The sequence below is a fragment of the Bacillus xiamenensis genome (assembly GCF_001857925.1).
Classification (GTDB): domain Bacteria; phylum Bacillota; class Bacilli; order Bacillales; family Bacillaceae; genus Bacillus; species Bacillus xiamenensis.
The window spans coordinates 784,953-808,747 of record NZ_CP017786.1 but is presented as its reverse complement, the minus strand read 5'-3'; the positions used below and the strand labels follow the sequence as shown (position 1 = coordinate 808,747).

The window sequence follows — 23,795 nt, the reverse complement described above, 5'->3', positions numbered from 1 at the left end:
GAATGACATCCCATACTCATACAATTCTTCACATGAAAGAAAGCAGTGAGCGATCTCTTTCTGTGAAACAAACGGTCTCCTGGCAAACATCTTCACCTATGATTTTGACTGCGGATGGTGCTGTGAGGCTTGATATGGAAGGATTGGAATACGAGCTGCATGCAAAAGACAGTATACTCATCCGATCAAATATCGCAGTGATCATTCAGTCTTTATCCAGCGTGCCGGTGGCCATCTATACTGTCACATTTGAACAATTCACTTTGGCAAGCAATGCGCAAAATGAATTGATCTATAAAGTCAATCATGATGATCTCCCTGATAATGGAGAGCTTGTCAAAGGCTCTGCCTTGCTTTTTTCCTATATCAAACAAATAAAGACGAGTCAAAGTGTACAAGAACAGGCGAAATGGCTGGAAGAAATCATGCAGATTTTTCAGCATCAATCTCAACCATTCTCAGAGAATGTTCATTATTCAATCGAAATGATTTTGCAATATTTGGATGAACACTATGATCAAAAACTAACAAGAAAAGATTTAGCTCATAAGATGGGTTTTCATGAAAGTTATTTTTCAACCTTTTTCAAACAAAGTATGGGAATGAGTGTGACAGATTATATTGCACAAATTCGAATAGATGAAGCAAAAAAACGTCTCCTGCAAACCGATGATCAAATTCAAATCATTGCACGACAAGTAGGATATACAGACAGTTTGTATTTCAGCAGGAAGTTTCGCCAGAAGACAGGAAGATCCCCTAGTCAGTTTCGAATGAACCGAAAACCGGAGCGTATTGCCGCTTTTCAATTTGCCGGTTCATTGATCGCATTAGGCATTCAGCCAGTTTGCATGGATCAAGAAACCTTTCTCCATTCAGACATGTTCAAAGAACAACTGGCCAATTCGCTCGTCATAGATGAACACACCCCGGATGACGTCTTTAAATCACTTCAATTAGATTTAGTGATCATACCGAATTATTTTTATTCAAAGCCTGCGCTGATCAAGCGTTTGGAACGTATTGCACCTGTGCTTGTATTACGATATGGCGGTGGTCATGCTGTGACAGAGGTGTTGTCTTTAGGACGCCTTTTAGGAAGAGAGAAAGAGGCGAAGGATTGGGTGAAACGTTTCGAACTCCTTACTCAAAAGGCAAGAAATAGCCTGTCTTCTTTTAGGAAAAAAGGAGAGACAGCTGCGATCTATGAAATGAGAGGGCATGACAAAGTGTATATATGGTCCTATCAGGCGAGAGGTGCCCGCTATCTTTACGAAACGCTCGGCTTAAAGCCTCCGAAGGCGATTCTAGAAGAAGTTCTTCTCCCAAATCAACATATGGTCATTCCTTTAGAGAGGCTAGGAGAATACGAAGCGGATCATATGTTTTTTATTGTCGGAGTTCAACATGGATGGTATCAGCAAATGGACAAGCGGATGGAGGAAAGCGATGTTCTCCGGCAATTACCGGCTGTGAAGAACGGAACCTTTTATCCAGTAAAACTGGAGGAGTTTCGATTTGATGAAGGGGAGCGTGCGCTTTATTTGATTGACCGATTCGTCTGCCGCTTGTCACAGACAGCTCATCCAACAATTGTCCATATGTAAGTTGCGAGAATCCTCCATAGACCACTTCAAGTGAGGTTGATAGAATACATGAGACTAGTAATTGATAACTATTCTCATTTGGAGTAGGGAAATAAAGGAGGAATATTCAGATGAAAAAGGCGTATTGGATATGTGCTGTCATCCTGCTCATGATATTGGCGGCCTGTGGCAATAAAGAACAAGCCAAAACAGCAGAATCAAAGCAGCAAACGAAAACGGTCGAAACAGTGAAAGGAAAGATAGAGATTCCAGCTCATCCAAAACGAATTATCGTAGATGGATATTTAGGGAGCGCCATTGCACTTGGTGTTCAACCTGTAGGTGCGACCACACAAGATTTAAAGAACGTACACTTGAAGGGCAAGATAAAAGGAATAGAGGATATCAGTGACGAACGTTCAGCTGAAAAAGCACTTAGCCTAAAGCCTGATCTGATTATCACAGCCGTACAGGATGAAAAAGTCTATGATGTGTACAAAAAAATAGCCCCTACCTTAGTGTATCCTTACGGTTCTTTCAAAGATGCACATGAAGAAGTGACAACGCTGGCAAAAGTTTTAAATAAAGAGGAGGAAGGAAAAGCATTCCTTACCACCTTTGATCAACGAATTGAGGCAGCTAGAAAAAAAGTGACATCTGCTTTAAAAGGTGAAACAGTTTCCATCATGGGCGCATTTAAAAACGATGTTTATGTGTATGGTAACGGAATTTACCGAGGCGGGCAGGCGCTCTATCAACAACTACAGGTAAATCCACCAAAACAGGTCAAAGACACGATTTTAAATAGTAAGACAGGTTATGAATTGATCTCATATGAAACCCTTCCGAAATATGCGGGTGATCATATCTTCATTGATGAATCCAATGGCGGGACATTTGATCAAAATAATTCCATCTGGAAAAGCCTAAAAGCTGTCAAAAAAGAGCAAACCTATCAACTGGATACAGAGTTCTTTTGGCCTTATGATCCGATTGCAGTAGCGAATCAAGCGGAGAAGTTTGCCGACATATTGACAGGAACGTCTGATCGGTAGGAGGTCTGTCAATTGTTAAAGCGCTTCTTCTCATACTACAAACCATATATGGGGCTGTTTGTACTAGATTTTTCCTGTGCAGTACTGGCCGCCTTACTCGAATTATCCTTCCCCCTTGCCATCAGTAAAGTCATGGATGACTTGCTGCCAAATGGTGATTGGGAAGCCATTTGGTTTTGGGGCAGTTTGCTCCTCATTTTATATGTGATTAGCTCCACCATGCATTATGTTGTGACTTATTTTGGCCACAAATTGGGGATTAATATTGAAACAGATATGAGGAATCAGCTATTTTCTCACGTCCAAAGAATGTCCTTTCGCTTCTTTGACAAAAAGAAAACGGGGAAACTCGTTTCCCGTATGACAAATGATTTAATGGACATTGGCGAAATCGCTCATCATGGTCCAGAGGATTTATTTATCGCTGTGATGACACTAACTGGGGCCTTTGGCCTGATGCTGTCGATTAACTGGCAGCTTGCCGTCCTCACATTTATTGTCGTTCCATTCCTGATCGGATTATCCGTCTACTTTACGAAAAAAATGTCCGCTGCTTTTGATAAAATGTTCTCAAGCATTGGACAATTCCACTCACGTGTTGAAAACAACATTAGTGGAATACGTGTTGTAAAAGCATTTGGGAATGAGTCACATGAAATGGACCGTTTCATTGAACATAACCAGCAGTTTAGAAAAACAAAGCTGGCCACTTATCAAATGATGGCAGTGCATACAGCGGTCAGTCATTTTCTCATGAAAAGTGTCACGGTTTTTGGTCTTGTGTGCGGGGCATGGTTTGTGCTGCAAAAGAATATGACGTATGGAGAATTTGTTTCATTTGTACTTTTAACAGGCATTTTCTTAGGGCCCATTCAACAAATCAATGCAGTCATTGAAATGTATCCAAAAGGTGCAGCAGGCTTTAAACGATTTGCATCACTCATCGACCAATCGCCAGATGAAAAGGATGCTGATGACGCAATTGAAGTCGATCAGTTAAACGGGGATATCGTTTTTCAAAACGTGTCTTTTCAATATGAATCAGATAAACCAGTTCTGCATGATATCAATCTTGAGGTCAAACAGGGAGAAACGATTGCCATCGTAGGCCCTTCAGGTGCTGGGAAATCTACGCTTTGCAGTCTGCTGCCTCGTTTTTACGAATGGCAGGAGGGAACCATTACAATTGATGGGATTGAGACAAGAAAGATGACACTCGCTTCACTGCGTAGACAAATTGGTGTCGTGCAGCAGGATATTTATTTATTCCATGGAACAATCCGAGAAAATATCTTATATGGAAAACTAGATGCATCTGATGAAGAAGTGTGGAAGGCATTAGAGAAGGCGCAGCTGAAGGATTTTGTGAATAGCTTGCCAAAAGGGATGGATACGATCATCGGTGAGCGTGGCATGATGTTATCCGGCGGACAAAAACAGCGGATTTCCATTGCACGTATTTTCCTTAAAAACCCGCCCATTTTTATCTTAGATGAAGCCACATCTTCGCTTGATACGGAGACAGAGTCATTTATCCAAGCATCACTTGAAGAGCTGGCTGAAGGACGAACAACGTTTATCATTGCCCATCGTTTAGCCACCATACAGCATGCCGACCGTATTGTTGTCTTAACAAAAGAAGGCATAAAAGAGCAAGGAAGACATGAAGACCTGCTCAAAAAGGACGGGCTGTACCGGCGGTTATATGAAACACAATTTAGCAAGTAAAAGAGAGAAGCCGGCAATTAACTGCGGGGCGCAAATAACATCACACTGACGCCGGCTAAACAGATCAAAGCACCCATCCAGTCATAGAGGTCAGGGGTTTTTCGGTCGACCCACCAGCCCCAAAACACAGCAAGGACGACAAAAACACCGCCATAGGCAGCATAAACCCGCCCAAAGGTCGGGAACTGCTGGAAGGTGGGGATGACGCCATAAGCGACCAGGATGAGGCTGCCGGCAATCCCGTAGCCCACAGGTTTTGCTTCACGCAGCCACAGCCAGACAAGGTAGCCGCCACCAATTTCAGCCAAACCAGCTAATAAAAAAAGGACAATCGTTACAATCATTTACGGACACTCCAGTTCTCCTATTTCGTTCTATTATGACATGATGAAAGAATGTGTTCCACCCGCACTACCATTCAGCCCTGCTGCTGGGAACTTGTATGTCCTGACAAAGAGGACAGAACAAGCAGAAAAACCTGTAAAAATCGTTGCGGCAAAATGTCTGGCATCTGCCGTTTATCAAATAGGGCCCATTAAAGGAGCTCAGCCGGTGCTTTGAAAATAGACAGGTAAAAGGAAGCATACGTCAGCTGTCAGCCTTGAATCAAAAAAGGATGCCTTTTAAAGGGGATGCCTTTTAAAGGGCATCCTTTTTTGATAGGCAAAGGGAACTTTTCTCAAAATGAGGCGTAGTACATGTAGAGGTGAAACGCATGCAGTCATGTACAGAGAAACAATTATTTCTTTTATCATTCAGATACGCATTTATCGCATTATACTCTTTGTTGATTCCATTCATTGCAAAAGTCCTTTTTGTGCAGTCCCCTTTATTTATTGTGTTGATCGCTCTTTTCATCACTCACAATCTCGTAGTAAGTATTGTGTGGTTTTACAAATCGAGGAAAATTAGAAAGCGCCAGTCAGGCGACCTATCCAAGCGGGGACATATCTTGGTCCAGCTCGTGCAAAGACTCGAACAGCTCATGATGCTTGGATTTGTGATGCTTTGGGTCAGCGAGTGGATACAGGGAGGGGCAGATAACTTTATCCTCTCATTCACTATGTTTCTATTGATCATCGTTATCCTACAGCACATTCAGTTTTATTACGTTCAGCTCTTTTTTAAGTCCACCAGCTGGTTCACTTATGTTCTCTCTTTGCAAAAGGCTCGCCCTTCATACATGGCGAGGGAGCGAAAGGCTTTCAAGAGGTCCTAAATGTGCCAGCGATTGCTGACCAATCCATAAACTTTAGAAAATTATGATAAAATGTGGAAAAGAAGCATGGAGAAAGGGAGTGCAAGCGAGTGAAAGCAGTTGGATTATTTGAGTACTTGCCGATTGAGGATGAGCAAAGCCTGATTGATCATGAGGTGGCAAAGCCTCAAGCATCTGGCAGGGATGTATTGGTGAAGGTAGAGGCTGTGTCGGTGAATCCAGTTGATACAAAGGTGAGATCACCGAAGAAGCAGAAGGAAGATGAGCTGAAAATTCTTGGCTATGATGCAAGCGGTACAGTGGTGGAGGTAGGCGAAGCGTGTACGCTGTTTCAACCGGGTGACCACGTATATTACGCAGGAGATATCACGCGTCAAGGCTCAAATAGTGAGTACCAGCTTGTGGATGAGCGCATAGTGGCGAAAAAGCCTGCAAATCTCTCTTTCGCAGAAGCAGCCGCAATGCCTCTTACAACGATTACGGCATATGAAGCGTTATTTGACCGGATGCATATGAAGCGGAATGCAGAAGGCGCGACACTGCTGATCATCGGCGGTGCAGGCGGGGTGGGCTCAATTGCCATTCAGCTGGCCAAATTAGCAAAAGCAACTGTGATCGCTACCGCATCAAGACCCGAAACAAAAGAATGGTGTCTCTCATTAGGTGCTGATCATATCATTGACCATCATCAGCCGCTCTTAACGCAGCTTCAGGAAAAAGGGATTGGCGAAGTGGATTATATTTTATGTTTAAATGATACAGATGGTCATTTCAAAGGAATGGCAGAAGCGATTAAACCCCAAGGGACGATCTGTACCATTGTTGAAAATCAACATCATTTAGACATTCAATTGCTCAAAAACAAAAGTGCTGCATTTGTATGGGAATTCATGTTCACACGGCCTATGTACGAAACAGCGGATATGATCAAGCAGCACGAGCTTTTAAAAGAAGCAAGTGCATTATTTGAGGAGGGGACATTAAAGCATACGTTAACAAAGGTACTCAGCCCTATCAATGCGGCCAATTTGAAGCAGGCGCATCAAACGCTTGAGCAAGGGAAAATGATCGGCAAATTTGTGCTTGAAGGATTTTAAGGAGGGGCATCGTATGACGACATCATGACAATATCCGATTGGTTTATATAAACCGGTCGAACGACAAACGAAAGAACAGCTCAAGGCATGGATTGATCAGCAGTCTGCATCGCCGATGGGTCACGTTACTTCGCGAGATGACAGAGGAAGATTTCAACGCTGTTTATTACCATCCAGCTGATCAACAAACGGTGTCCTTATATGATGCAACAGGAATGTACGTCTGGCATTCACAGCATCACCTTGCCCATATAACGGAATTAATCAAAAGAAATCAGTGGAATGAAAGGAGTCGAAAACATGTCTAGTAGAAGAATTGTCGGCGCCATGTTTATCTTCATGGCCACTTTGTTTTATATAGCAAAATATGTTTTATTCGAGATACATTATTTTAATACGAATCTAGAGGATGATGGGAGTAAATTTCAGCTCCTTGAAGAAGTTCTGCCTGGTGGAACATGGATCAGCCTCCTTTTCCTCATCATCGGTGCAGGCTATCTCTTATGGGATGATAGGGAAGTGATTCGTAAATATCTTTTCACCCCAGATCGACAAGAAACAGAAGAAATAAAAAAGACGGATCTCAAGTGACCGTCTTTTTTCCTTTTTTTCTTTTTTCCTTTTAGCCACGTTCGGGACGAAGTGCCTTTTCTAAAATGGCTAGACCTTCATTGACTTTTGCTTTTTCCTCATCATTGAGCCGTTGTAGGGAATTTTTAATTTTTTCGTGCCCTTTTTGATAAATACTTCTGAAAATGTTTTTCGCTTCCTCTGTCAGTTCTACGACAATCATTCGCCGGTCACGCTCTGAATGCTTTCGTTCAACAAAGTTAGACTGCTCTAATCGATCAAGCAGACCTGTCATATTAGACAAAGAAGCGCCCATTTTTTCAGCTATTTCGGACACTTTAAGGGAGCCATGGTTATTAAGCAGCATGAGCACCTTCATTTGAGGCATACTCATATCAAGCTTCATCCATTCAGAAACATCTCCAAGTCCTGCGGCAGTGAGCACTTTCATATAAAGCACCCATGTCTTTTTTTCCTCAGGAGATAGAATTTCCTCTTTTAGTACGGTGGTGTCATGAATATTATATTCCACGCTTGTTCACTTCCTTTAAGCGGCTCTTTTCTTTATATTACTGATTTTTACTTCTAATTGAAAGTATCATGAAGCTTTTGAATGTGAAACTGCATGAATCAAGTGGTATTTGTTGTATAATAATGTTCAGTTGAAATAAATGAAGCAACCTAGAAAGTTGGGAGAAACATGTGGAACAAAAAAACGGGTATGACGATTTTAAAAATGCTCTTTCCCATCGTCATCATCCTTGTCTTAATTTTTTTCGCCAAGCAGGAGCTGAGCGGCCTTTCCATTAAAAAGACGTTTTATATTATTGATAGCTTGAATCGAATGGACTTGTTTATTCTTGTTTTTCTAGGACTTGTCGCTGTTCTATCAATGTCCTTATATGATTTTATTTTAAGAAGAAGCCTTGATATGCCGATCAGTGGCTGGAAAACGATTCGTATTTCTTGGATTGCCAACTCCTTTAACAGTGTACTTGGGTTCGGCGGATTATCAGGAGCAGGGCTCAGAACGCTTTTATACAAGGAGTACATCACAGATACGAAAAAGCTACTGAAAGGCATTGCCCTTTTGACATCCTCTGTCCTGCTGGGCTTATCTATTTTCAGTGATTTGATCTTGGTCAGGGTTCTGCCTGTTGAAAGTATTATTAGTCGGGAGCCATGGCTATGGGCATTTGTCATTATTTTTGCCTGTATTGTGCCCATTTACATCATCATGGCCTCCATTCGAAAAAGCTCGATTGAGAGCGGTGAAAATGGACTGAAGCACCCGATTTACGCTTATATTGGTGCATCGTTTTTAGAGTGGCTGGCAGCTGGACTTGTCATGTATATGGCTGTCGTCTCCATGGGGATGAACGTCGATGTCCGTATCATATTAGGCGTGTTTGCGATTGCATCAATCGGCGGTTTAATCAGTATGGTTCCTGGCGGATTTGGATCGTTTGATCTCATCTTTTTACTCAGCATGCAATACATTGGTTTTGATAAAGAGATGGTGCTGACGGCTCTTGTATTGTACCGCTTTGTTTACTCGATTTTCCCGTTTATTCTTGGGCTTTGTCTTGCCGCATATGATTTAACCGGCACGACGATTAGACGTCTCGAAGGCAACCCGAGAATGGCACCTGCGATTGAAACAACGAACGTCTTAATTATTTTGCACCGTGCCCTTTTAATTCGTTTATTGTACGGCTCTTTATCCATTTTAACGTTTGGAAGCGGTTTGCTCATTATGGCTTCCGTTGTGCTTCCTGTTGATCGCTTAGGTGTGATTACAACCATTCCACACTTTCTGCTGTCAGGATTTAATGGTCTTTCTTTAATGTTCGGGATCATTTTGATGATTTTGTCCATTGAAGTGTATAAAAGAACGAAAAGATCTTATATTTTGACAATGATTGCCCTAGCTGGTGGTTTTGTGTTCACCTTGCTAAAAGGGTTTAACCTGAGTTTAATCTTTATTCTGCCGGTCATCATGGCGGTGTTTTTCTCCCTTCGAAATCAATTTGTGAAGCAGCAGGCACCTTATTCCCTGTATGAATTTGTAGCGGCTGCCGCTGGATATTTACTCGTTTTGTTTAACTATAATGTCATTGGGAACTTCATTTGGACAAAAATCGGACATTTCCTAAGTAAGGACTACTTGGTTCATAATGAACGGCATATCACGATGACAAGTATGATCGCCTTAATTGGGGTACCGCTTTTCTTTTTCATTAGCAAATTGATTTTTAATAAAAAGGCATTTCCAATTGGAGAAGAAGCAGAGGAAGAAAAATTAAAAACGTTTTTAGAAGAAAAGGGAGGAAATGCCCTCAGTCATCTTGGTTTTTTAGGAGACAAAAAGCTGTTTTTCTCCAGTGATGGCGAGGCGATGCTTCAATTTGGCCGTATTGGCCGCTGCGTCATTGTGCTCGGTGACCCATCCGGTCGTCAAGCGTCTTATCCGCTAGTACTGGAAGAATTTTTGCAGCAGACAGAGAAAGCGGGCTATCGTGTCGCTTTTTATCAAGTAGAAAGGGAAGGAATGGCTCTTTATCATGATTTAGGCTTTCACTTCTTTAAGCTTGGGGAAGAAGCCATCATTGATTTAGAAACATTCTCTTTGTCAGGGAAGAAAAAATCAAATTTACGAGCTGTTGCGAATAAGTTTGAACGAGAAGGCTACACCTTTGAAATGCTGGAACCGCCTTTTTCGGATGAATTGCTCACGACGTTGAAACAGATATCTGACAGCTGGCTTGGAAAGAAAAAAGAAAAAGGATTTTCTCTCGGTTATTTTGATGAAAACTACCTTCAAAAAGCGCCAATTGCCATTTTAAAAGATCAACAAGGTCAAATCATTTCCTTTGTGTCGTTAATGCCGATGTATCAAGAAGGAGAGATATCAATCGACTTAATGCGTCATATGCATGATGCGCCGAATGGGATGATGGATGCGCTATTTATCCACTTGTTTCAATGGGCGAAAGAAAAAGGCTATAAGTCCTTTAACATGGGAATGGCGCCGTTATCGAATGTAGGGACGTTCCAACAGTCCTTCCTCACAGAGCGTTTGGCGAGTGTCATCTTCAACAACGTCAGATATATGTATAGCTTCAGCGGCTTACGGTCGTTTAAACAGAAATATAAACCCGAATGGCGCGGAAAATATTTAGCCTATAAAAAGAATACGTCACTGCCCGTCACAATGGTACTTGTCACCAAGCTGATTGGGATGGACCCAAATCGAAACAGGCGTCCATAAGAGCAAAAACCTTTACCTTTCACTAGGTGAAGGTTTTTTTAGACAAAAGAATAGCAAAAGTGGTAAAGTTGAAGAGTAAAGGGGATGTTCATATGACATTAAATGGATGGTTTACAAAGGGATTAACTGAACGTACATATGTACACAATATGGAGAAAAACCGTGAAAACTTACTCACGGTGTACAACCAGTACTCAATTCATCAAAAAGAAAAAGAGCTGCTTCAACGGCTGCAAAAGAAAAAGCTAAGAGCGCTTGTGATCACAGCGGATTGGTGCGGGGATGCAATGGTTAATGTACCAATTTTCATGCGTATCGCAAATGAAGCACTGATTGATGCGCGCTATTTCATTCGGGATGAGCATCTAGACCTAATGGATCAGTATTTAACGAACGGGACCGCAAGATCGATTCCGATTATCGTCATCATTGATCAAGACGGGAATGAAGTGGGGAAATGGGGACCTCGCTCAGCAGAAGCTCAGCGCTTTGTCGACGAGAAAAAGCCGGACAAAGATGCACCTGATTTTGAAGAAGCTTTTCAGGTGTTTGCGAAAGAAGCCGCACACCACTATACGACAGATCGTTACCTATGGAAAGATATTGAGAAAGAAATAGTAGAAGTTTTGGCAAAAATATAAACCAAAAGACTACTTCACCGCAATGGGAAGTAGTCTTTTTTTATCTTGTTTTTGCGTTTTGCCTACAAAAAACACCGCATAAAGATGTAGAAAAACCGCAGAATTCTATCAAATACCGCAGAAAACCGCAAAGCACCACGATTTTCCCAACCACTTTTAGTTGAAAAACCTCATATATGCCATGAAATCATCAATTTTGCCCTTATCTAAAGGCTCATATAACGCACGTCGGATGGCTTTTTCCCAATACAAGAGGCCCATCAACTATAGTAATCTAGTTGTAATCTCCTTTGAACGAACTAAAAAAAACAAATGACGGAAAAGGACTGGCGATCAATCTATGAAAAAAATCATCTATCTCGATCAAGAAAAAAAGAAGCTCGCTGAATCAAAAAAAAGAGAACAGCGTTCCATCAAATCACTCAGGCTGCTTGTGTTTTATGATGGACAAAGTCCTACATGTGCAAAAGCGATTGACCTGTTGAAATCACTCGATTGGAAGAACAGAATTCACTTTGAATCATTTAGACATTCACAGCTGCTGAGGCTGAATAAAATAAGTGAAGAGAAGGCAGAAAAACGAATCGTGTCTATTTCCTTAGCTAAAAATCAGAAAAATTCAGGGATTTATACTTGGCTTCGAATTGCTTGTAACATTCCTGCCCTATGGGGAACGGTCCCATTCATTGTACTCAGCATTTGGCTTGGCTTTGGTCAGCATGCGTACGATTATTTTGCGAGAAAACGGTATATTCATTCTGTCGAACAAGTCACCCGTCCTGATACAGATCAACAAAAGACCATCTAATCAATAGAAAAAGCATGACCTTCAATCGGCATAAGGTCATGCTTTTTTGTAATATGGGACAAATGATGCCAAGTGATCAAGCAGCTTTGTTGTGTAGGACTTATAGGCTTTCTCATCAAGCTCTGAAGCCGCATAGGATAGCAAGGTTCTAAGGGCAAACAAGTACTCGCTATGCAACTCATTGTGTTCAAAGTAAGGAATGGCCGCTTCTACTAAATACGTTTTTAAATCATGAGGATTCTCCTCAATCATCAATTTATAGATTTTAATCATATATAAACAGTTTGGCTGAATACGAGGCTGTTTTAACAGCTCGTGTATGTAAGGAAGCGCCTTTTTTCGATCATATTCTGCATACAATGTCGCAATTTCATAGAGTGTTTCACAGTAACGATCTTCTATCTGCTCTTGATTAAAATAATTGAGTGAATCTAGTAAATAAGGCACAGCTGATGAAAAATCGCCTTCACGTTTTAAGAGAACTCCGTAATAAAAATAAGCTGTCATTTTAATATAGGCATCAGGGTGAAGGGAAGTGTGTAAAATCACTTCTTTTATATATTTTTTAGCTGTTTGAAAGGCTTTTAGTTCGAGTGAGATCACGCCATGAATGAGTGTACAATGGATGACCCGCTTGAAATTATTCTTTTGTCTATATAAATCCATTGCTTGATGTGTTGCTTCAAGCGCATCACCGAGATGCCCCATGGTTCCAAGTGCTTTTGCATAGTGATAATAAAGGTCGCTCTGTTCAACAGAAGCATAAGAAAAACAGTTTTCAAGTCTTTTCAGCCCTTCTTCCAGCTGACCATTTTTGATCTGATGGATGCCATCTAGATATTCAAAAATTTCTTTTTCTGTTTCAATAAAGGTTTTTTCAAACTTTTTAAGCACACGGTACGTTTTTAAGGCAAGCGGCTGTTTGTCAGTTAATAAATAAAATTGAAATAAGGACAAATGATATTGAATCCCCAAATCGAGCGAAAAGAACTGTTCTTCGTGATGAATAATCATTTCTGCATTTTGTTCAGCCTGATCGAGTGCATAGAAATACATGTTCATTTGAAACTCATCGAGCAATGACAGCAGGTGACGAGCCTTTTGCGACAGTGTTTCTTGGCTGATGCCAAGCCGCTCAAGCAGGAGATTAATCGTATCTTGATTGGCCTCCTTTGAGCCATTTTCAATTTTACTTAAATGAGAGACAGAACAAATGCCTTCTGCCAATTCAGATTGGGTCATATTTTGTTTATAACGATATAGCTTGATGATTTGTCCAATATTGATCTTCATTCCATCCAGAAGCCTCCCTTCCAATCATGGGTTGAAAGCCTTTTGAAAAAATGGCCGAATCAAATGAAATGGGAATACATGAAATCATTTCATCATCTTGGATGTTTTCTCAAAATTTGTTTAAAACGTAATATGATTGTAACATTACTTGAAAAAATCAAACAACTTTTTAGCTGACAGGGAAGGGGACTCTATTTGCAACAACACACCATCATGTTTATAATGTGAATGAGAATCAATTTCAATTAAAATTGATTGAAAGGATGACATATATGCCACAAATCAAACAACAAACAGAGGCGTTAACAGTTCGAGACGCTGTCAGATATAGACGATCGATTCGGAAATTCAAAGAAACACCGGTGACCATTGAGCAGCTCCAGCCATTATTAGAAGATGCAGTCTATGCACCAAATCATAAAATCACTGAGCCATGGCGCTTTTTATATGCAACGACTGATGAAGCAAAGGCAGTATTTGTTGAGCGGTTCATTGCTTTCTTTACACGCAATAACCCAGATGCAAAAGAAGAAAAGCTGAATCAATACAGAGACTATTTTTCAAAAGTACCAACTCTTTTACTTGTCGTGCTAAAAGAAGACGAGAACCCAGTCGTGAGAAATGATGATTTTGCTGCAGTGAGCGCCCTTATTCAAAACTTCCAGCTGCTTGCTTGGGATCAAGGAATCGGCATGGTATGGAAGAGCGGCCGTATTTTATACGATAAAGGATTTCAACAGGAGATGGGATTAAACGAAAACGAGCGTTTTGCAGCGATTCTTCACATCGGTTATCCAGATGAAGTGCCTGAGGAAAAATCACGTCAGAAAGCATCAAGCCTGCTTACTGAAATCAAGTAAAAGAAAAACAGACCCTGTGAGAAGGTCTGCTTTTTTTCTTATTGTTTTTTGGCACGCTGATCGGCTTCTTTCATACGTGCCATTGCTTTTATGTCATTTGGATCTGCAAGTTCTTTGGAAAATTCAACATATTCGCCATCCGTCTCCTGTGCAGCGAGCTGGTGGTTGAATTCTTTCTGTTGGTCTTTTTTCAAAGCCTTTCCCTCCTTTACAAGATCACTATAGTTATGTGCTTGTGAAGGAGGAATATCCATTTTATTTGTTTCTTTTTTCTGCTGCTCTTTCCGCTTTTTTGAATTCCTGCTGATACAGGACTTCCTGGGTTTTCTTCAGCTTAGACGTTGGTTGGTGTTCTTTTTTCTTCATCAAAACAGCCCCCTCATATCATTTCTTCATAGGATGGGTGTTTTGTCCATTTTTTATTCCTCTGAATGCAAAATCGCTTCTTGAAGCTCAGGATGCAAAAATTCATAAGAAGACAGCAGCGCCTTTTTCGGCAGGGCACGCTGACCTTCTAAAACAAGTAATGACATGTCGCCAAGTGCAGTTTTGATGACAAAGGATGGTACCTTCAGCCAGTGCGGGCGATGAAGGGCAGAAGCAATCGTTTGTCCAAGCTGTTTCATTTGAACAGGGTTTGGAGACGTGACATTGAGTGGACCTGATATCTGTTCATGTTGAATGGCATAAGCAATGAGATGTGCCACATCCTCCACGTGAACCCATGATACCCATTGCGAGCCAGAGCCAATCGTTCCACCAGCAAAGAGCTTGTATGGCAAGGTCATAAGAGGGAGTGTGCCTTTTTCTCCTAACACAACCCCAAAACGTGTATAAACCGTGCGAATGCCGAGTGCTTCTATTTTTTGACCTTCAGCTTCCCAAAGCTTGGACGTATGACTTAAGAAATCTGTATCGGCTGGAGGGGATTCCTCCGTAAAATCCTCTGTCTTCGAAGTGCCATAAATACCGACAGCGCTTGCCTGAATGAGTACAGACGGTTTCGTTTTCTGCGCTTCTATGATGCGCTTCACTTCCTGCGTTGATTGTAGACGGCTGGAGAGAATGCCTTCTTTTGCCTTGTCTGTCCAGCGTGTGAAGATGGATTTTCCTGCGAGGTTAATCCATACATCAATGGCAGGCAATTCATGTTCAGGGGACGCACCATCTGTCAGCCACTGCACGTAATGTAAATGATTTTGTTCGGATTCCTTCGGATTTCTTGTTAAAATATATAGATGATGTCCTTCAGCTGCGAGCACCTTTGTGACGTGCTGGCCAATAAAACCGGTTCCTCCGGTGATGGCGATATTCAATTGACATCTCTCCTCTCATATACATACCTATATCTTTCACGATTTTGAATCAGAAGAAACATCCTGACTGTTTGAAAAAAGGAGTGATCACAGGATGCCGTATATTACGAAAATTTCTGCTCAGAAAAACAATACAGAGCGCGTGAACATCTTTCTTGATGAAAAGTACGCGTTTAGCGTGGATCTAGATGTGCTCGTCCAACACGATTTGAAAAAGGGGAAAGAACTGGACGAAGCCGATATCATAGAGATTCAATTCGGTGATGCAGTGAAAAAAGGATTTCAGCAGGCCGTTGATTATTTATCCTATCGCATGAGATCGGTGAAGGAAGTCACCGATTATTTGACGAAAAAAGACATACCTGCACCTGCTATTAGTGAAATTATACACAAATTAAAGCATTACAAGTATGTCAATGATCTTGAATTTGCTGAAGCATATGTGAACACTCACCGAAAAACGAACAGCAAAGGCCCGTCCGTCCTAAAAAAAGAATTAAAGCTAAAAGGCATAGACGATGACACCATTGAACAAGCGCTATCGCAATATCCGAACGATTTGCAGCTAGAGGAAGCTGTCAAACAAGTTCTCAAGCTTGTAAAGAAAGAGAAAAATCGTTCTGCAAAAGAGATTGAGCAGCGCATCAAGCTGCAGCTTCAGCGCAAGGGATTTTCATTTGATATCATTGATAAAGCCCTTCAAGAAGCCTATGATGGACAAGAAGAGGAAAAGGAAGAAGAAGCCCTCCACTATATGCTGGAGAAGGCAAAACGCAAGGTAGGATATGACGGGTCATTTGAAAAGAAGATGAAAGTGAAGCAGTTTCTTTACCGGAAAGGCTTTGATCTTAATACAATTGATCACGTTTTAGACAAAGGGGAATGACGGATGGAAAAACGCTATAGTGAGATGACAGAATACGAATTAAAGCAGGAGATTGCCGCCCTTTCTGAAAAAGCAAGAAAGGCTGAGCAGCTCGGCATTGTGAATGAATATGCTGTGTTGGAGCGGAAAATTGACATGGCGAAAGCCTATTTATTAGATCCATCGGCCATTCAGACGAAGACGACCTATCACATCAAAGATACGGACGAGCAGTTTTATGTAGAGTATTTGAATGGGGTTTTTGCTTGGGGATACCGAGTATCAGCGCCAGAAACAGAAGATGCACTGCCGATTTCATTGCTCACGAAAAAGGACTGATCCTAAGATCAGTCCTTCAGCGTGTAGACAAACCCTCGCATTCTTTGTCAGTCCTGCGTGCCGGTGCTCACGAATGTCAAATTCGCTCCGCGCCGGTACTCGTCCTTCCTAGACTGCAAAGGTTTTCAGATCACGCTGAAAAGAAGACAAAGGGCTAAAATAAAGGTCATTTCAGCCCTTTGTCAACAATGAAAGGACTGATCCTAAGATCAGTCCTTCTCTTTACTTCGAACGTTGTTTACGGACGTTGTTCTGAAGTACGATGTCGTGCTGCGTTTGCTGAGTTTCTCCGTTGACCTGAGAGGCAGAATGCTTTGCATTCGCCCATGGTTGAGGGTAAGCGGTTGTCCTTAATTGAACAAAATCTGCCATATACGATTTCCCATTTGAACTCATATCTCAAGCACTCCCTTTGGAAAAATTAGCGTTTCCCTGATGCCCTCATACGTTCCTGTGGACGAGTATTCGTCTCACCATTCGGCCTTTTAGATGCATACGCATCTGTGGCGCCTGGTTCGCCTTCAAACTTGTGATTCACTTGATTTGGAAAGCCCTTTGCTTTATTACGCATACTGATTCCCTCCAAACAATACAAATCATTTGCGTCTTTTGAAGACGTAAGGGTAGTATATGAAAAAAGAGATTTTTTTAATAAGGCACTTTCTGCTAGACGAAGGAGGAACCGGTATGGAACAATACTTTGAGCGATTAACCGAACAATTGATGGAAAAAAACAATATGCTGACATATGAAGAAGCACGTACATGGGTAGAACTGCTATGGAGTGATTTTGAAACGACCTATGCAAAGGCTGGCTATAAGTATAAAGGACAGGAAACAACAGAACGGATTGTCCAAGAATGGATTGAAAGCTACGGCGCGCAGCTCCATTTATTTCAAAATAAACAATCAAAGGCAAACGAGCATTTGCAACAAAATAACAAAGGGCTGCTGCACTAAAGGGGCGGGCTTTTTCACGTCTAATTATCTTTTTTTTTAAAAAAGGAAAATATATAAGTATATAAACAATTTTATGAAACAATACCCAGTCTGTGATAAGAATTACAGGCTTTTTACAATGGTTAAACTTAAAATTACATTAAATTCATCTGGCTGAAAATCACTGGAAATAAAACTTTGATATAATGAGACGATCAAAAATAAATGAAATTTATGGATAATAAAAAAGTGTTTCGTTTTCTGACAAAAAAGGAATAATAAATGTAACAATCTGAAAAAAGTGAAGAGAAGGTGCGATATGGAACGGGAATTGCTCTCTGTTATAATTCCTTCTTATAATGAAGGTGAAAACATCAGACGAATCTTTGAAGCACTTGAGGACGAGTTTCGCGATTTTCATTATGACTTTGAAATCATCTTTATTAATGATGGAAGCCAAGACAACACGCTTCAATACATGAGAGAGCTCTCTCACAAAAGTACAAAGGTTAAATACATTTCCTTTTCTCGTAACTTTGGGAAAGAAGCGGCTATTTTGGCAGGACTTGAACATGCAAAAGGAGTAGCTGCGATCATAATGGACGCCGACCTGCAGCACCCAACGTATTTGATCCAGGATTTTGTCAGAGGATATGAAGAAGGCTACCATCAAGTCATCGCCAAACGGAACCGTAAAGGGGACAGCAAGCTTCGCTCTTACTTATCATCCATGTATTATAAAGTGATGAACAAGGTGGTTGAAGTGGACTTGCGTGATGGTGTAGGAGATTTCCGTTTAATTTCACGCCAAGCGATTGACGCATTGCTTCAGCTGAAAGAGGGAAATCGTTTTTCGAAAGGGCTTTTTTGCTGGATCGGTTTTGAAGAAAAGGTCATCTATTATGAAAATGTAGAAAGACAGCATGGTGATACAAAATGGTCACTGAAGAAATTATTTAACTATGGCATTGATGGTGTGATTTCCTTTAACAACCGCCCGCTGCGTATTTGTTTTTATACTGGCATACTGATCTTATTTCTCTCTTTGATTTACATTGTGGCCACCTTTATTCAAATCGTCAGAACGGGCATCATGGTACCGGGTTATTTCACTTTAATCTCCGCTGTGCTTTTCCTCGGAGGGGTTCAGCTTTTGAGTCTAGGCGTGATTGGAGAATATATTGGCCGGATCTACTATGAAACGAAAAAGAGGCCGCATTATTTAATTCAAGAATCCAATGTCATGGAGCAAGAGACAAGCTCAAAAGAACAAGAACGAGTGTTAACGCAGTTATTTAAATAGCGTGGAGTCACATAACCGGCAAGCACGATTCGCTTGCTGGGTTGTTTTGTTTCAAAGAACAGTGGATCTTTTGTGGAAAGGATTTAGATGATGAAACGTAGATGGAAAATCATTGGAATGTGCCTCATTCTCGCACTATTAGGACACTCCTTTTTCTTATATGAATATACGCAAGGCCGCTATATGACAGGAGATGGGGATGGCATCTCGCAAATGCTCCCATTTAAAAAGCTGCTGTATGACGAATATGTGAAAGGAAACTTCTTTTATTCCTATCAGTTTGGTCTAGGCGGCGGTACATACACACAATTAGGTTATTATTTTACAACGTCGACGGTCTTTATGGTTACAGTCGCTGTCGTCTGGCTGATGAATGTGCTCCATCTCATTCAGTCAACGGACATTCATTTTTGGGCAAATGCTGTGATTTGGCTTAGTGTGATCAAGCTGACGGTCATTTTGTTCATTGCTTACCACGTACTCCTTTCAATCGTTCAGCATAGACTAGGTGCGCTGACAGGTGCTGGCATTTACGGACTGTCTATTGTGTACTTTCGGCATCAAACGTTTTGGGAGTTTTTCACCGACAGCATGATGTGGCTTCCGCTGCTTGTGCTTGGGGTTGAACGAATTTTCAAAACAGGCAAACCGGCTTGGTTTATTGCGGGTTGCAGCCTCATGCTGATCAATAATTTTTATTTTGCCTATATTCATTTTATCTTTTTAGCAATTTATCTCGTTTTCAGATATATGATCAAGCTTCGAAGTGAGGAGCGCGGGTGGAAGGTTTTCTGGACTCTTGCGATATCTACGCTATTATCCTTTGGGATCAGTGCAGCCTTTTTTATCCCATCTGTTTACGGATTTCTCAATAATATAAGGCCGCCGTATGAACAGGCCATTCCTTGGTTCGAGCTGCATGATCATCTGCTGTTTACAAGCAGGGTGTATTTAATCCCTATCATTTTTCTCATTTGCTTGTTCCTCGTTCCGCTTTACCGGAACAGGTGGTTTTTCATGTTCACAGCGATCAGCGTTTTGCTGATGATGTTTCACTACAGTCCAAAGATGGCGAGCGTGTTTAATGGTTTTTCTGCACCGCAATACAGATTTGAATACATTCTAGCCTTTACAGTTGGAGCGGTCGTTGCGATTACCATCAAGCATTTCTCGCAAATAGAGTGGGAGTGGAAAAAGCGAGCGGTATTAGGCGCCTGGATCGTTTTTATCCTCTCTATCATTTTGTCAGAACGAGCGATGCGAAATATGGATGTCGTTGTCTTTACAGGAATAGGACTGCTTGTGATTAGTTTATTCTTCCTCTGGATACATGCGGAAAAACGTCAGCACCTTCGTCTGTTTTCAGCTTTGCTCATTGTCGTTAGTCTACTGACAGCTGGTGTTTATCAACAAGGTTATTTATCTGAACGAAGCAATATCAAGGAAGTGTCAGATACGTATATGAAAAGTGAAGCATATGCGGGGCAAGAGCAAATGAAGCTCATTCAGCAAATTCAAAACCGCTCAAAGGACTCGCTCGCCCGGATTGATTGGATGAATGGTGTGCGAAACAACACCCCGTTATTTGAAGGCTTTCAAGGGATGAGTGTGTATTCGAGTATATTGAATAAGCATTTGCTCAATTTCTACTGGAATGACCTGCAAATTGATATGGGACGGGAAAGTGTCAGCCGTTATGCGACAATGGGTGACCGAGCGAATTTATATAGCTTGACTTACGGAAAGTATTATATGCGAGACAACATGATGTCTTACTCACCGCCAGCTTATTTTAAGCCAATATTGGAAAGTGAGCATTATGAGGTGTATGAAAATACACGGCCGCTGCCATTTGCAAGAACAACAAGCACCGTTTATTCAGAAGCGTCCCTTCAGCATGCTTCAGCGCTTGATAAAGAACATGCCATGCTACAAGGCGTGATTTTAGATAAAAAAGGAAACGCTGTAATCGAACACTCGCCTGATCGAATAAAGGATACAAACATTCATAGTGAACAAGCGGTGTATGAAAATGGCGTACTTGATGTATACGGGGAGACAGGCGGGCTGAATATCACCCTTCCAGATGATATAGCTCGTACCGGGGACGTGTATGTGAGCTTTTATATGAAGCGGACAGACCGTAACGAAGGGTTTCAATTATCCGTTGACAACTACGTCACCTCACGAAAAAGCAATACATCTATCTACAAAACAGGTGTAAATGAAGTGACGATTCGGGTTCCTGCTGAAAAAATCCTCTCCATTCGAGTGCCAAAAGGGACGTATGAGCTCAATCAACTAAAGCTGTATCATGAGTCTTACCGCATACTAGAGAAGGCATATGATAAAGAAAAACAGGATGATGGCAGCCAGCAGGTGAAGCTTAAAAATAACCGCTTTACGATTTCATATGATAACAAGCGCGGCGATAATTATATGATTCTGCCTGTTCCATATGAAAAAGGCTGGGAGCTCACTGTGAACGGCCAGCAAACTGATATTGAAAAAGCCAATTACGCATTTATCGGCTTTCCAATAGAAAAAGGCAAAAACAAGATTGTGCTAACCTACTATCCGCCGTATATCAGGATTCTTGCGTTCATTTCACTGATCAGTCTGATCGTTGCGGTCCTATATGCACGGAGAAAACACAAGGAACACCACTTTACATCATAAGTGGTGTTTTTTTTCTCATCACTTAATTGATACAATCAACATAAGAGCAAATGAATGGGGGAGAACCATTTGACGTTAAACAGAGAGTCCATTATTGATCACTATGAACACTCCATTGAATGGGTACAATCGCTAATGGAAGTAACAGACGAAGAATGGCGCAGAGCCATCGCCGATGGAAAATGGAGCATTGCTGAGATCACTCGCACATTTCGTTCCGTGGGATGAATTGATTTTACACGATCAATCGTTACCTCAAGCACCTGATGTGCATGACATGAATCAGCTAGGCAGCCGAAAGAGCGAGAAAGGAAGAGAGAAGCGAGACGATTCGACGATTTGCTGCCGTCAGAACAGAATGACTTCAAGAAATGAAGAAAATCGAAGCATCTCGCTGGACTGAATTCTTTTTGATTGCTCAAACTGAGCGGACGTTATCAAATTATTTTCAAGGGCTGATTGAGCAGGATATTCATCACATGAAGCAAATCAAAGAAGCCCTCTAACCAGAAAGATCATAGAGGCATCAGGTCACGAAGCTTCTTTCTCAAACGGACACGTAGCACAATCAAACAAAAAATGAAACAACCACAGACTCACAGCAAAGAGAATTTCCTCAGAAGTAGACAACAAAATGCCGTCGACAAACTCATCTGATAAATAGACGGCTCCCCAAATAAACAAAAGATGACATGTAATGGCATAGAAAACGATGGCGTGTTTATTAAACCTACTCTTTCTAACAAACCGCATGAGTACATGCTCTATATGCTCAAAGGACAACCCAATCACAACATATATGCCCATAAACAGAAGGATCGATAAAATCGATTGATAAAAAGCACCCGTCAAATGAAAGAACAGCACACAAAACAACAAAAATATGTAACAGACAGCCGATGTCGCCACGAGCCATTTCAGTCCTTGCCATAAAGCGTGAACAGATTGCTGCATAGGTGAACAATCACTCCTTTACATGAAGATACCTGCAAAAAGGGGAGCCCTTTTTGCAGGAAGTAATACGTTAATCCTCTTTTTTAGGTCCAGCGATGACAGGATGTTTTTTTGTATCAAGCAATTTTAAGAAGTCTTCTCCCTGATCTAAATGATCGAGAACGAGCTGTTTTGGTGTGACCGCAAGCCACTGATTGAGTGAAATGTCTGCATAATGATCGCTCTTGAAGATTTCTAAGAAATAGAGCGGTTCGTCCCCAATATTTTCTACATAATGACCCATCGCAAATGGGACATATCCAACGTCTCCTGCCTGATAGTTGAAGGTTCTTGCATGTCCATCAGAAGCAAACACTGTCATTCGTGCCTTTCCAGAAATGAAATATTGCCATTCATCCGTATTTGGATGCCAGTGCAGCTCACGAATGGCACCAGGATCGACTTTGACAAGAGCAGACGCAATCGTTTTAGATGCTTTGAAATTGTTTGAGTCCGCGATCCAGACTTGTCCGCCGCTTGAAGTAATCGGCTCTTGTTTTAACAGCTCGTATTTAAAGGAATTCGGAACTTCTCCTTGCTCTGTTTTCACCTTGTCACATTCAAGCGAACCAGGCAGTCCTTTTTGGAAAATATACTTCTCTTTCTCTGGCAGCTTGTTAAACTGCTCCTTTGTCATACCAAAGTTCTTGAGCACAACTTCCTCTGGCGTATGAGCAAGCCAATCGGTTACTTGGAACGTACTATTTTCCGAGAAAGACCCATCATCAAACACAAGCAAGAATTCAGCTCCCGGTTCAAGTGCTTGGATGGAGTGCGGTAAGCCAGAAGGGAAGTACCACAAATCACCCTCGGTCACATCCTCTGTAAAATTACGTCCTTCTGCATCAACCGACGTAATCCGTGCTTCCCCATAAATCATGTATGCCCATTCCGCTTCCTTATGCCAATGCAGCTCACGAATCGCACCAGGCTTTAGGCGCATGTTCACAGAGGCAAGGCTTTGAGAGATTGGTAATTCACGAACTGTTACTTCTCGGGCATAGCCGCCTTTTTCTAAACGGTTGTGCGTATCAGAAAAAGAATATTTCATGTTGGAGACTGTTCCATGATCTGTTTCCGGCGGCGTGAGCATATCTGGGTTTTGTCTGTCTCGCTCGAGGTTACGCGGAATTTTGACCGTTGCTCCTTTTTCTCCCCGGATTGGCTGTGGTACACCATTTTGTTTTTCACTCATAATAAAATCCCCTTTCAACATCGTATTGGGTGAGGTGA

26 protein-coding genes and 1 pseudogene are annotated in these 23,795 nt (G+C 41.5%); 17 read left to right on the top strand and 10 right to left on the bottom strand.

The genetic code is table 11. The features are described from left to right. The first annotated feature begins 2 nt into the window (after positions 1-2). The 3 genes from BK049_RS04100 (at position 3) to BK049_RS04090 (ending at position 4,369) form a co-directional block, all read left to right on the top strand. Entirely contained in the window at positions 3-1,607 is a 1,605-nt protein-coding gene (locus BK049_RS04100) for a helix-turn-helix domain-containing protein (protein WP_071167890.1), read from the top strand. 110 nt (positions 1,608-1,717) lie between these two features. Further along, entirely contained in the window at positions 1,718-2,641 is a 924-nt protein-coding gene (locus BK049_RS04095) for an ABC transporter substrate-binding protein (protein WP_071167889.1), read from the top strand. Positions 2,642-2,653: 12 nt separating this feature from the next. Next, positions 2,654-4,369, top strand: a complete 1,716-nt coding sequence (locus BK049_RS04090) for an ABC transporter ATP-binding protein (RefSeq protein WP_071167888.1) — start codon at positions 2,654-2,656, stop codon at positions 4,367-4,369. A gap of 17 nt (positions 4,370-4,386) precedes the next feature. Here the strand turns inward: BK049_RS04090 and BK049_RS04085 are convergent, their stop codons facing one another. Next, positions 4,387-4,713, bottom strand: a complete 327-nt coding sequence (locus BK049_RS04085; protein WP_071167887.1) for a YnfA family protein — start codon at positions 4,711-4,713, stop codon at positions 4,387-4,389. A gap of 964 nt (positions 4,714-5,677) precedes the next feature. Between BK049_RS04085 and BK049_RS04075 the strand changes: the two genes are divergently transcribed. From BK049_RS04075 to BK049_RS04065, 3 genes and pseudogenes are all read left to right on the top strand, one after another. Continuing rightward, positions 5,678-6,685: a zinc-binding alcohol dehydrogenase family protein gene (locus BK049_RS04075; RefSeq protein WP_071167885.1), complete on the top strand. Its 1,008-nt coding sequence runs from the start codon at positions 5,678-5,680 to the stop codon at positions 6,683-6,685. 95 nt (positions 6,686-6,780) lie between these two features. Next, positions 6,781-6,993 (top strand): annotated as a pseudogene (locus BK049_RS04070) (DinB family protein); the annotation flags it as partial. After that, entirely contained in the window at positions 6,986-7,276 is a 291-nt protein-coding gene (locus BK049_RS04065) for a hypothetical protein (protein WP_071167884.1), read from the top strand. The pseudogene BK049_RS04070 and the gene BK049_RS04065, both read left to right, overlap by 8 nt. A 31-nt stretch (positions 7,277-7,307) precedes the next feature. Here BK049_RS04065 and BK049_RS04060 read toward each other — a convergent pair whose 3' ends face one another. Then, the gene (locus BK049_RS04060; protein ID WP_008359293.1) at positions 7,308-7,787 is read right to left on the bottom strand and encodes a MarR family transcriptional regulator; all 480 of its coding nucleotides are present in this window, start codon (positions 7,785-7,787) and stop codon (positions 7,308-7,310) included. 168 nt (positions 7,788-7,955) lie between these two features. Between BK049_RS04060 and mprF the strand changes: the two genes are divergently transcribed. The 3 genes from mprF (at position 7,956) to BK049_RS04045 (ending at position 11,975) form a co-directional block, all read left to right on the top strand. Continuing rightward, the gene (gene mprF, locus BK049_RS04055; protein ID WP_071167883.1) at positions 7,956-10,526 is read left to right on the top strand and encodes a bifunctional lysylphosphatidylglycerol flippase/synthetase MprF; all 2,571 of its coding nucleotides are present in this window, start codon (positions 7,956-7,958) and stop codon (positions 10,524-10,526) included. A 92-nt stretch (positions 10,527-10,618) separates the two neighbouring features. Further along, the gene (locus BK049_RS04050; protein ID WP_008359296.1) at positions 10,619-11,167 is read left to right on the top strand and encodes a thioredoxin family protein; all 549 of its coding nucleotides are present in this window, start codon (positions 10,619-10,621) and stop codon (positions 11,165-11,167) included. Positions 11,168-11,507: 340 nt separating this feature from the next. After that, complete coding sequence (locus tag BK049_RS04045) at positions 11,508-11,975, top strand: thiol-disulfide oxidoreductase DCC family protein (protein WP_008359299.1); 468 nt, start codon at positions 11,508-11,510, stop codon at positions 11,973-11,975. 36 nt (positions 11,976-12,011) lie between these two features. Here the strand turns inward: BK049_RS04045 and BK049_RS04040 are convergent, their stop codons facing one another. After that, on the bottom strand, positions 12,012-13,268 hold the full coding sequence (locus tag BK049_RS04040) for a transcriptional regulator (RefSeq protein WP_008359300.1): 1,257 nt from the start codon (positions 13,266-13,268) through the stop codon (positions 12,012-12,014). Positions 13,269-13,540: 272 nt separating this feature from the next. Here BK049_RS04040 and BK049_RS04035 point away from each other — a divergent pair, with 272 nt between their 5' ends. Further along, the gene (locus tag BK049_RS04035) at positions 13,541-14,128 is read left to right on the top strand and encodes a nitroreductase family protein (protein ID WP_071167882.1); all 588 of its coding nucleotides are present in this window, start codon (positions 13,541-13,543) and stop codon (positions 14,126-14,128) included. Positions 14,129-14,166: 38 nt separating this feature from the next. Here the strand turns inward: BK049_RS04035 and BK049_RS04030 are convergent, their stop codons facing one another. From BK049_RS04030 to BK049_RS04020, 3 genes are all read right to left on the bottom strand, one after another. After that, positions 14,167-14,322 carry a YfhD family protein gene (locus BK049_RS04030; RefSeq protein ID WP_008359302.1) on the bottom strand — a complete coding sequence of 52 codons (156 nt, stop codon included), beginning with the start codon at positions 14,320-14,322 and terminating at the stop codon, positions 14,167-14,169. Between the two features lie 61 nt (positions 14,323-14,383). Then, the gene (locus BK049_RS04025; protein WP_017358836.1) at positions 14,384-14,494 is read right to left on the bottom strand and encodes a YfhE family protein; all 111 of its coding nucleotides are present in this window, start codon (positions 14,492-14,494) and stop codon (positions 14,384-14,386) included. A 53-nt stretch (positions 14,495-14,547) separates the two neighbouring features. Next, complete coding sequence (locus tag BK049_RS04020; protein WP_071167881.1) at positions 14,548-15,444, bottom strand: TIGR01777 family oxidoreductase; 897 nt, start codon at positions 15,442-15,444, stop codon at positions 14,548-14,550. Between the two features lie 94 nt (positions 15,445-15,538). On the opposite strand from BK049_RS04020, the gene recX reads away from it, so the two are divergent. Both recX and BK049_RS04010 read left to right on the top strand, forming a co-directional pair. Next, on the top strand, positions 15,539-16,330 hold the full coding sequence (recX, locus tag BK049_RS04015; protein ID WP_071167880.1) for a recombination regulator RecX: 792 nt from the start codon (positions 15,539-15,541) through the stop codon (positions 16,328-16,330). A gap of 3 nt (positions 16,331-16,333) precedes the next feature. Beyond that, complete coding sequence (locus tag BK049_RS04010; protein ID WP_008359305.1) at positions 16,334-16,648, top strand: YfhH family protein; 315 nt, start codon at positions 16,334-16,336, stop codon at positions 16,646-16,648. Positions 16,649-16,870: 222 nt separating this feature from the next. On the opposite strand, the gene BK049_RS18730 is transcribed toward BK049_RS04010, so the two are convergent. Beyond that, positions 16,871-17,044 carry a YpzG family protein gene (locus BK049_RS18730; protein ID WP_008360604.1) on the bottom strand — a complete coding sequence of 58 codons (174 nt, stop codon included), beginning with the start codon at positions 17,042-17,044 and terminating at the stop codon, positions 16,871-16,873. Between the two features lie 25 nt (positions 17,045-17,069). Continuing rightward, positions 17,070-17,219, bottom strand: coding sequence for a small, acid-soluble spore protein K (locus tag BK049_RS04005; RefSeq protein WP_003217849.1), 150 nt, complete (start codon positions 17,217-17,219; stop codon positions 17,070-17,072). A 116-nt stretch (positions 17,220-17,335) separates the two neighbouring features. On the opposite strand from BK049_RS04005, the gene BK049_RS04000 reads away from it, so the two are divergent. The 5 genes from BK049_RS04000 (at position 17,336) to BK049_RS19945 (ending at position 22,075) form a co-directional block, all read left to right on the top strand. Further along, the gene (locus BK049_RS04000; protein WP_071167879.1) at positions 17,336-17,608 is read left to right on the top strand and encodes a YfhJ family protein; all 273 of its coding nucleotides are present in this window, start codon (positions 17,336-17,338) and stop codon (positions 17,606-17,608) included. A gap of 298 nt (positions 17,609-17,906) precedes the next feature. After that, a complete protein-coding gene (locus BK049_RS03995; protein ID WP_008360610.1) occupies positions 17,907-18,890 on the top strand; it encodes a glycosyltransferase family 2 protein in 984 nt (327 codons plus the stop codon). An 87-nt stretch (positions 18,891-18,977) separates the two neighbouring features. Beyond that, the gene (locus tag BK049_RS03990; RefSeq protein ID WP_071167878.1) at positions 18,978-21,569 is read left to right on the top strand and encodes a YfhO family protein; all 2,592 of its coding nucleotides are present in this window, start codon (positions 18,978-18,980) and stop codon (positions 21,567-21,569) included. Between the two features lie 69 nt (positions 21,570-21,638). Next, positions 21,639-21,797, top strand: a complete 159-nt coding sequence (locus tag BK049_RS19675) for a hypothetical protein (RefSeq protein ID WP_232532056.1) — start codon at positions 21,639-21,641, stop codon at positions 21,795-21,797. 143 nt (positions 21,798-21,940) lie between these two features. Next, complete coding sequence (locus BK049_RS19945; protein WP_008360616.1) at positions 21,941-22,075, top strand: hypothetical protein; 135 nt, start codon at positions 21,941-21,943, stop codon at positions 22,073-22,075. A gap of 25 nt (positions 22,076-22,100) precedes the next feature. Here BK049_RS19945 and BK049_RS03980 read toward each other — a convergent pair whose 3' ends face one another. Both BK049_RS03980 and BK049_RS03975 read right to left on the bottom strand, forming a co-directional pair. After that, entirely contained in the window at positions 22,101-22,523 is a 423-nt protein-coding gene (locus BK049_RS03980; RefSeq protein ID WP_071167877.1) for a regulatory YrvL family protein, read from the bottom strand. A gap of 70 nt (positions 22,524-22,593) precedes the next feature. Then, positions 22,594-23,757, bottom strand: a complete 1,164-nt coding sequence (locus BK049_RS03975; protein ID WP_008360620.1) for an oxalate decarboxylase family bicupin — start codon at positions 23,755-23,757, stop codon at positions 22,594-22,596. Between the last annotated feature and the right edge of the window lie 38 nt (positions 23,758-23,795).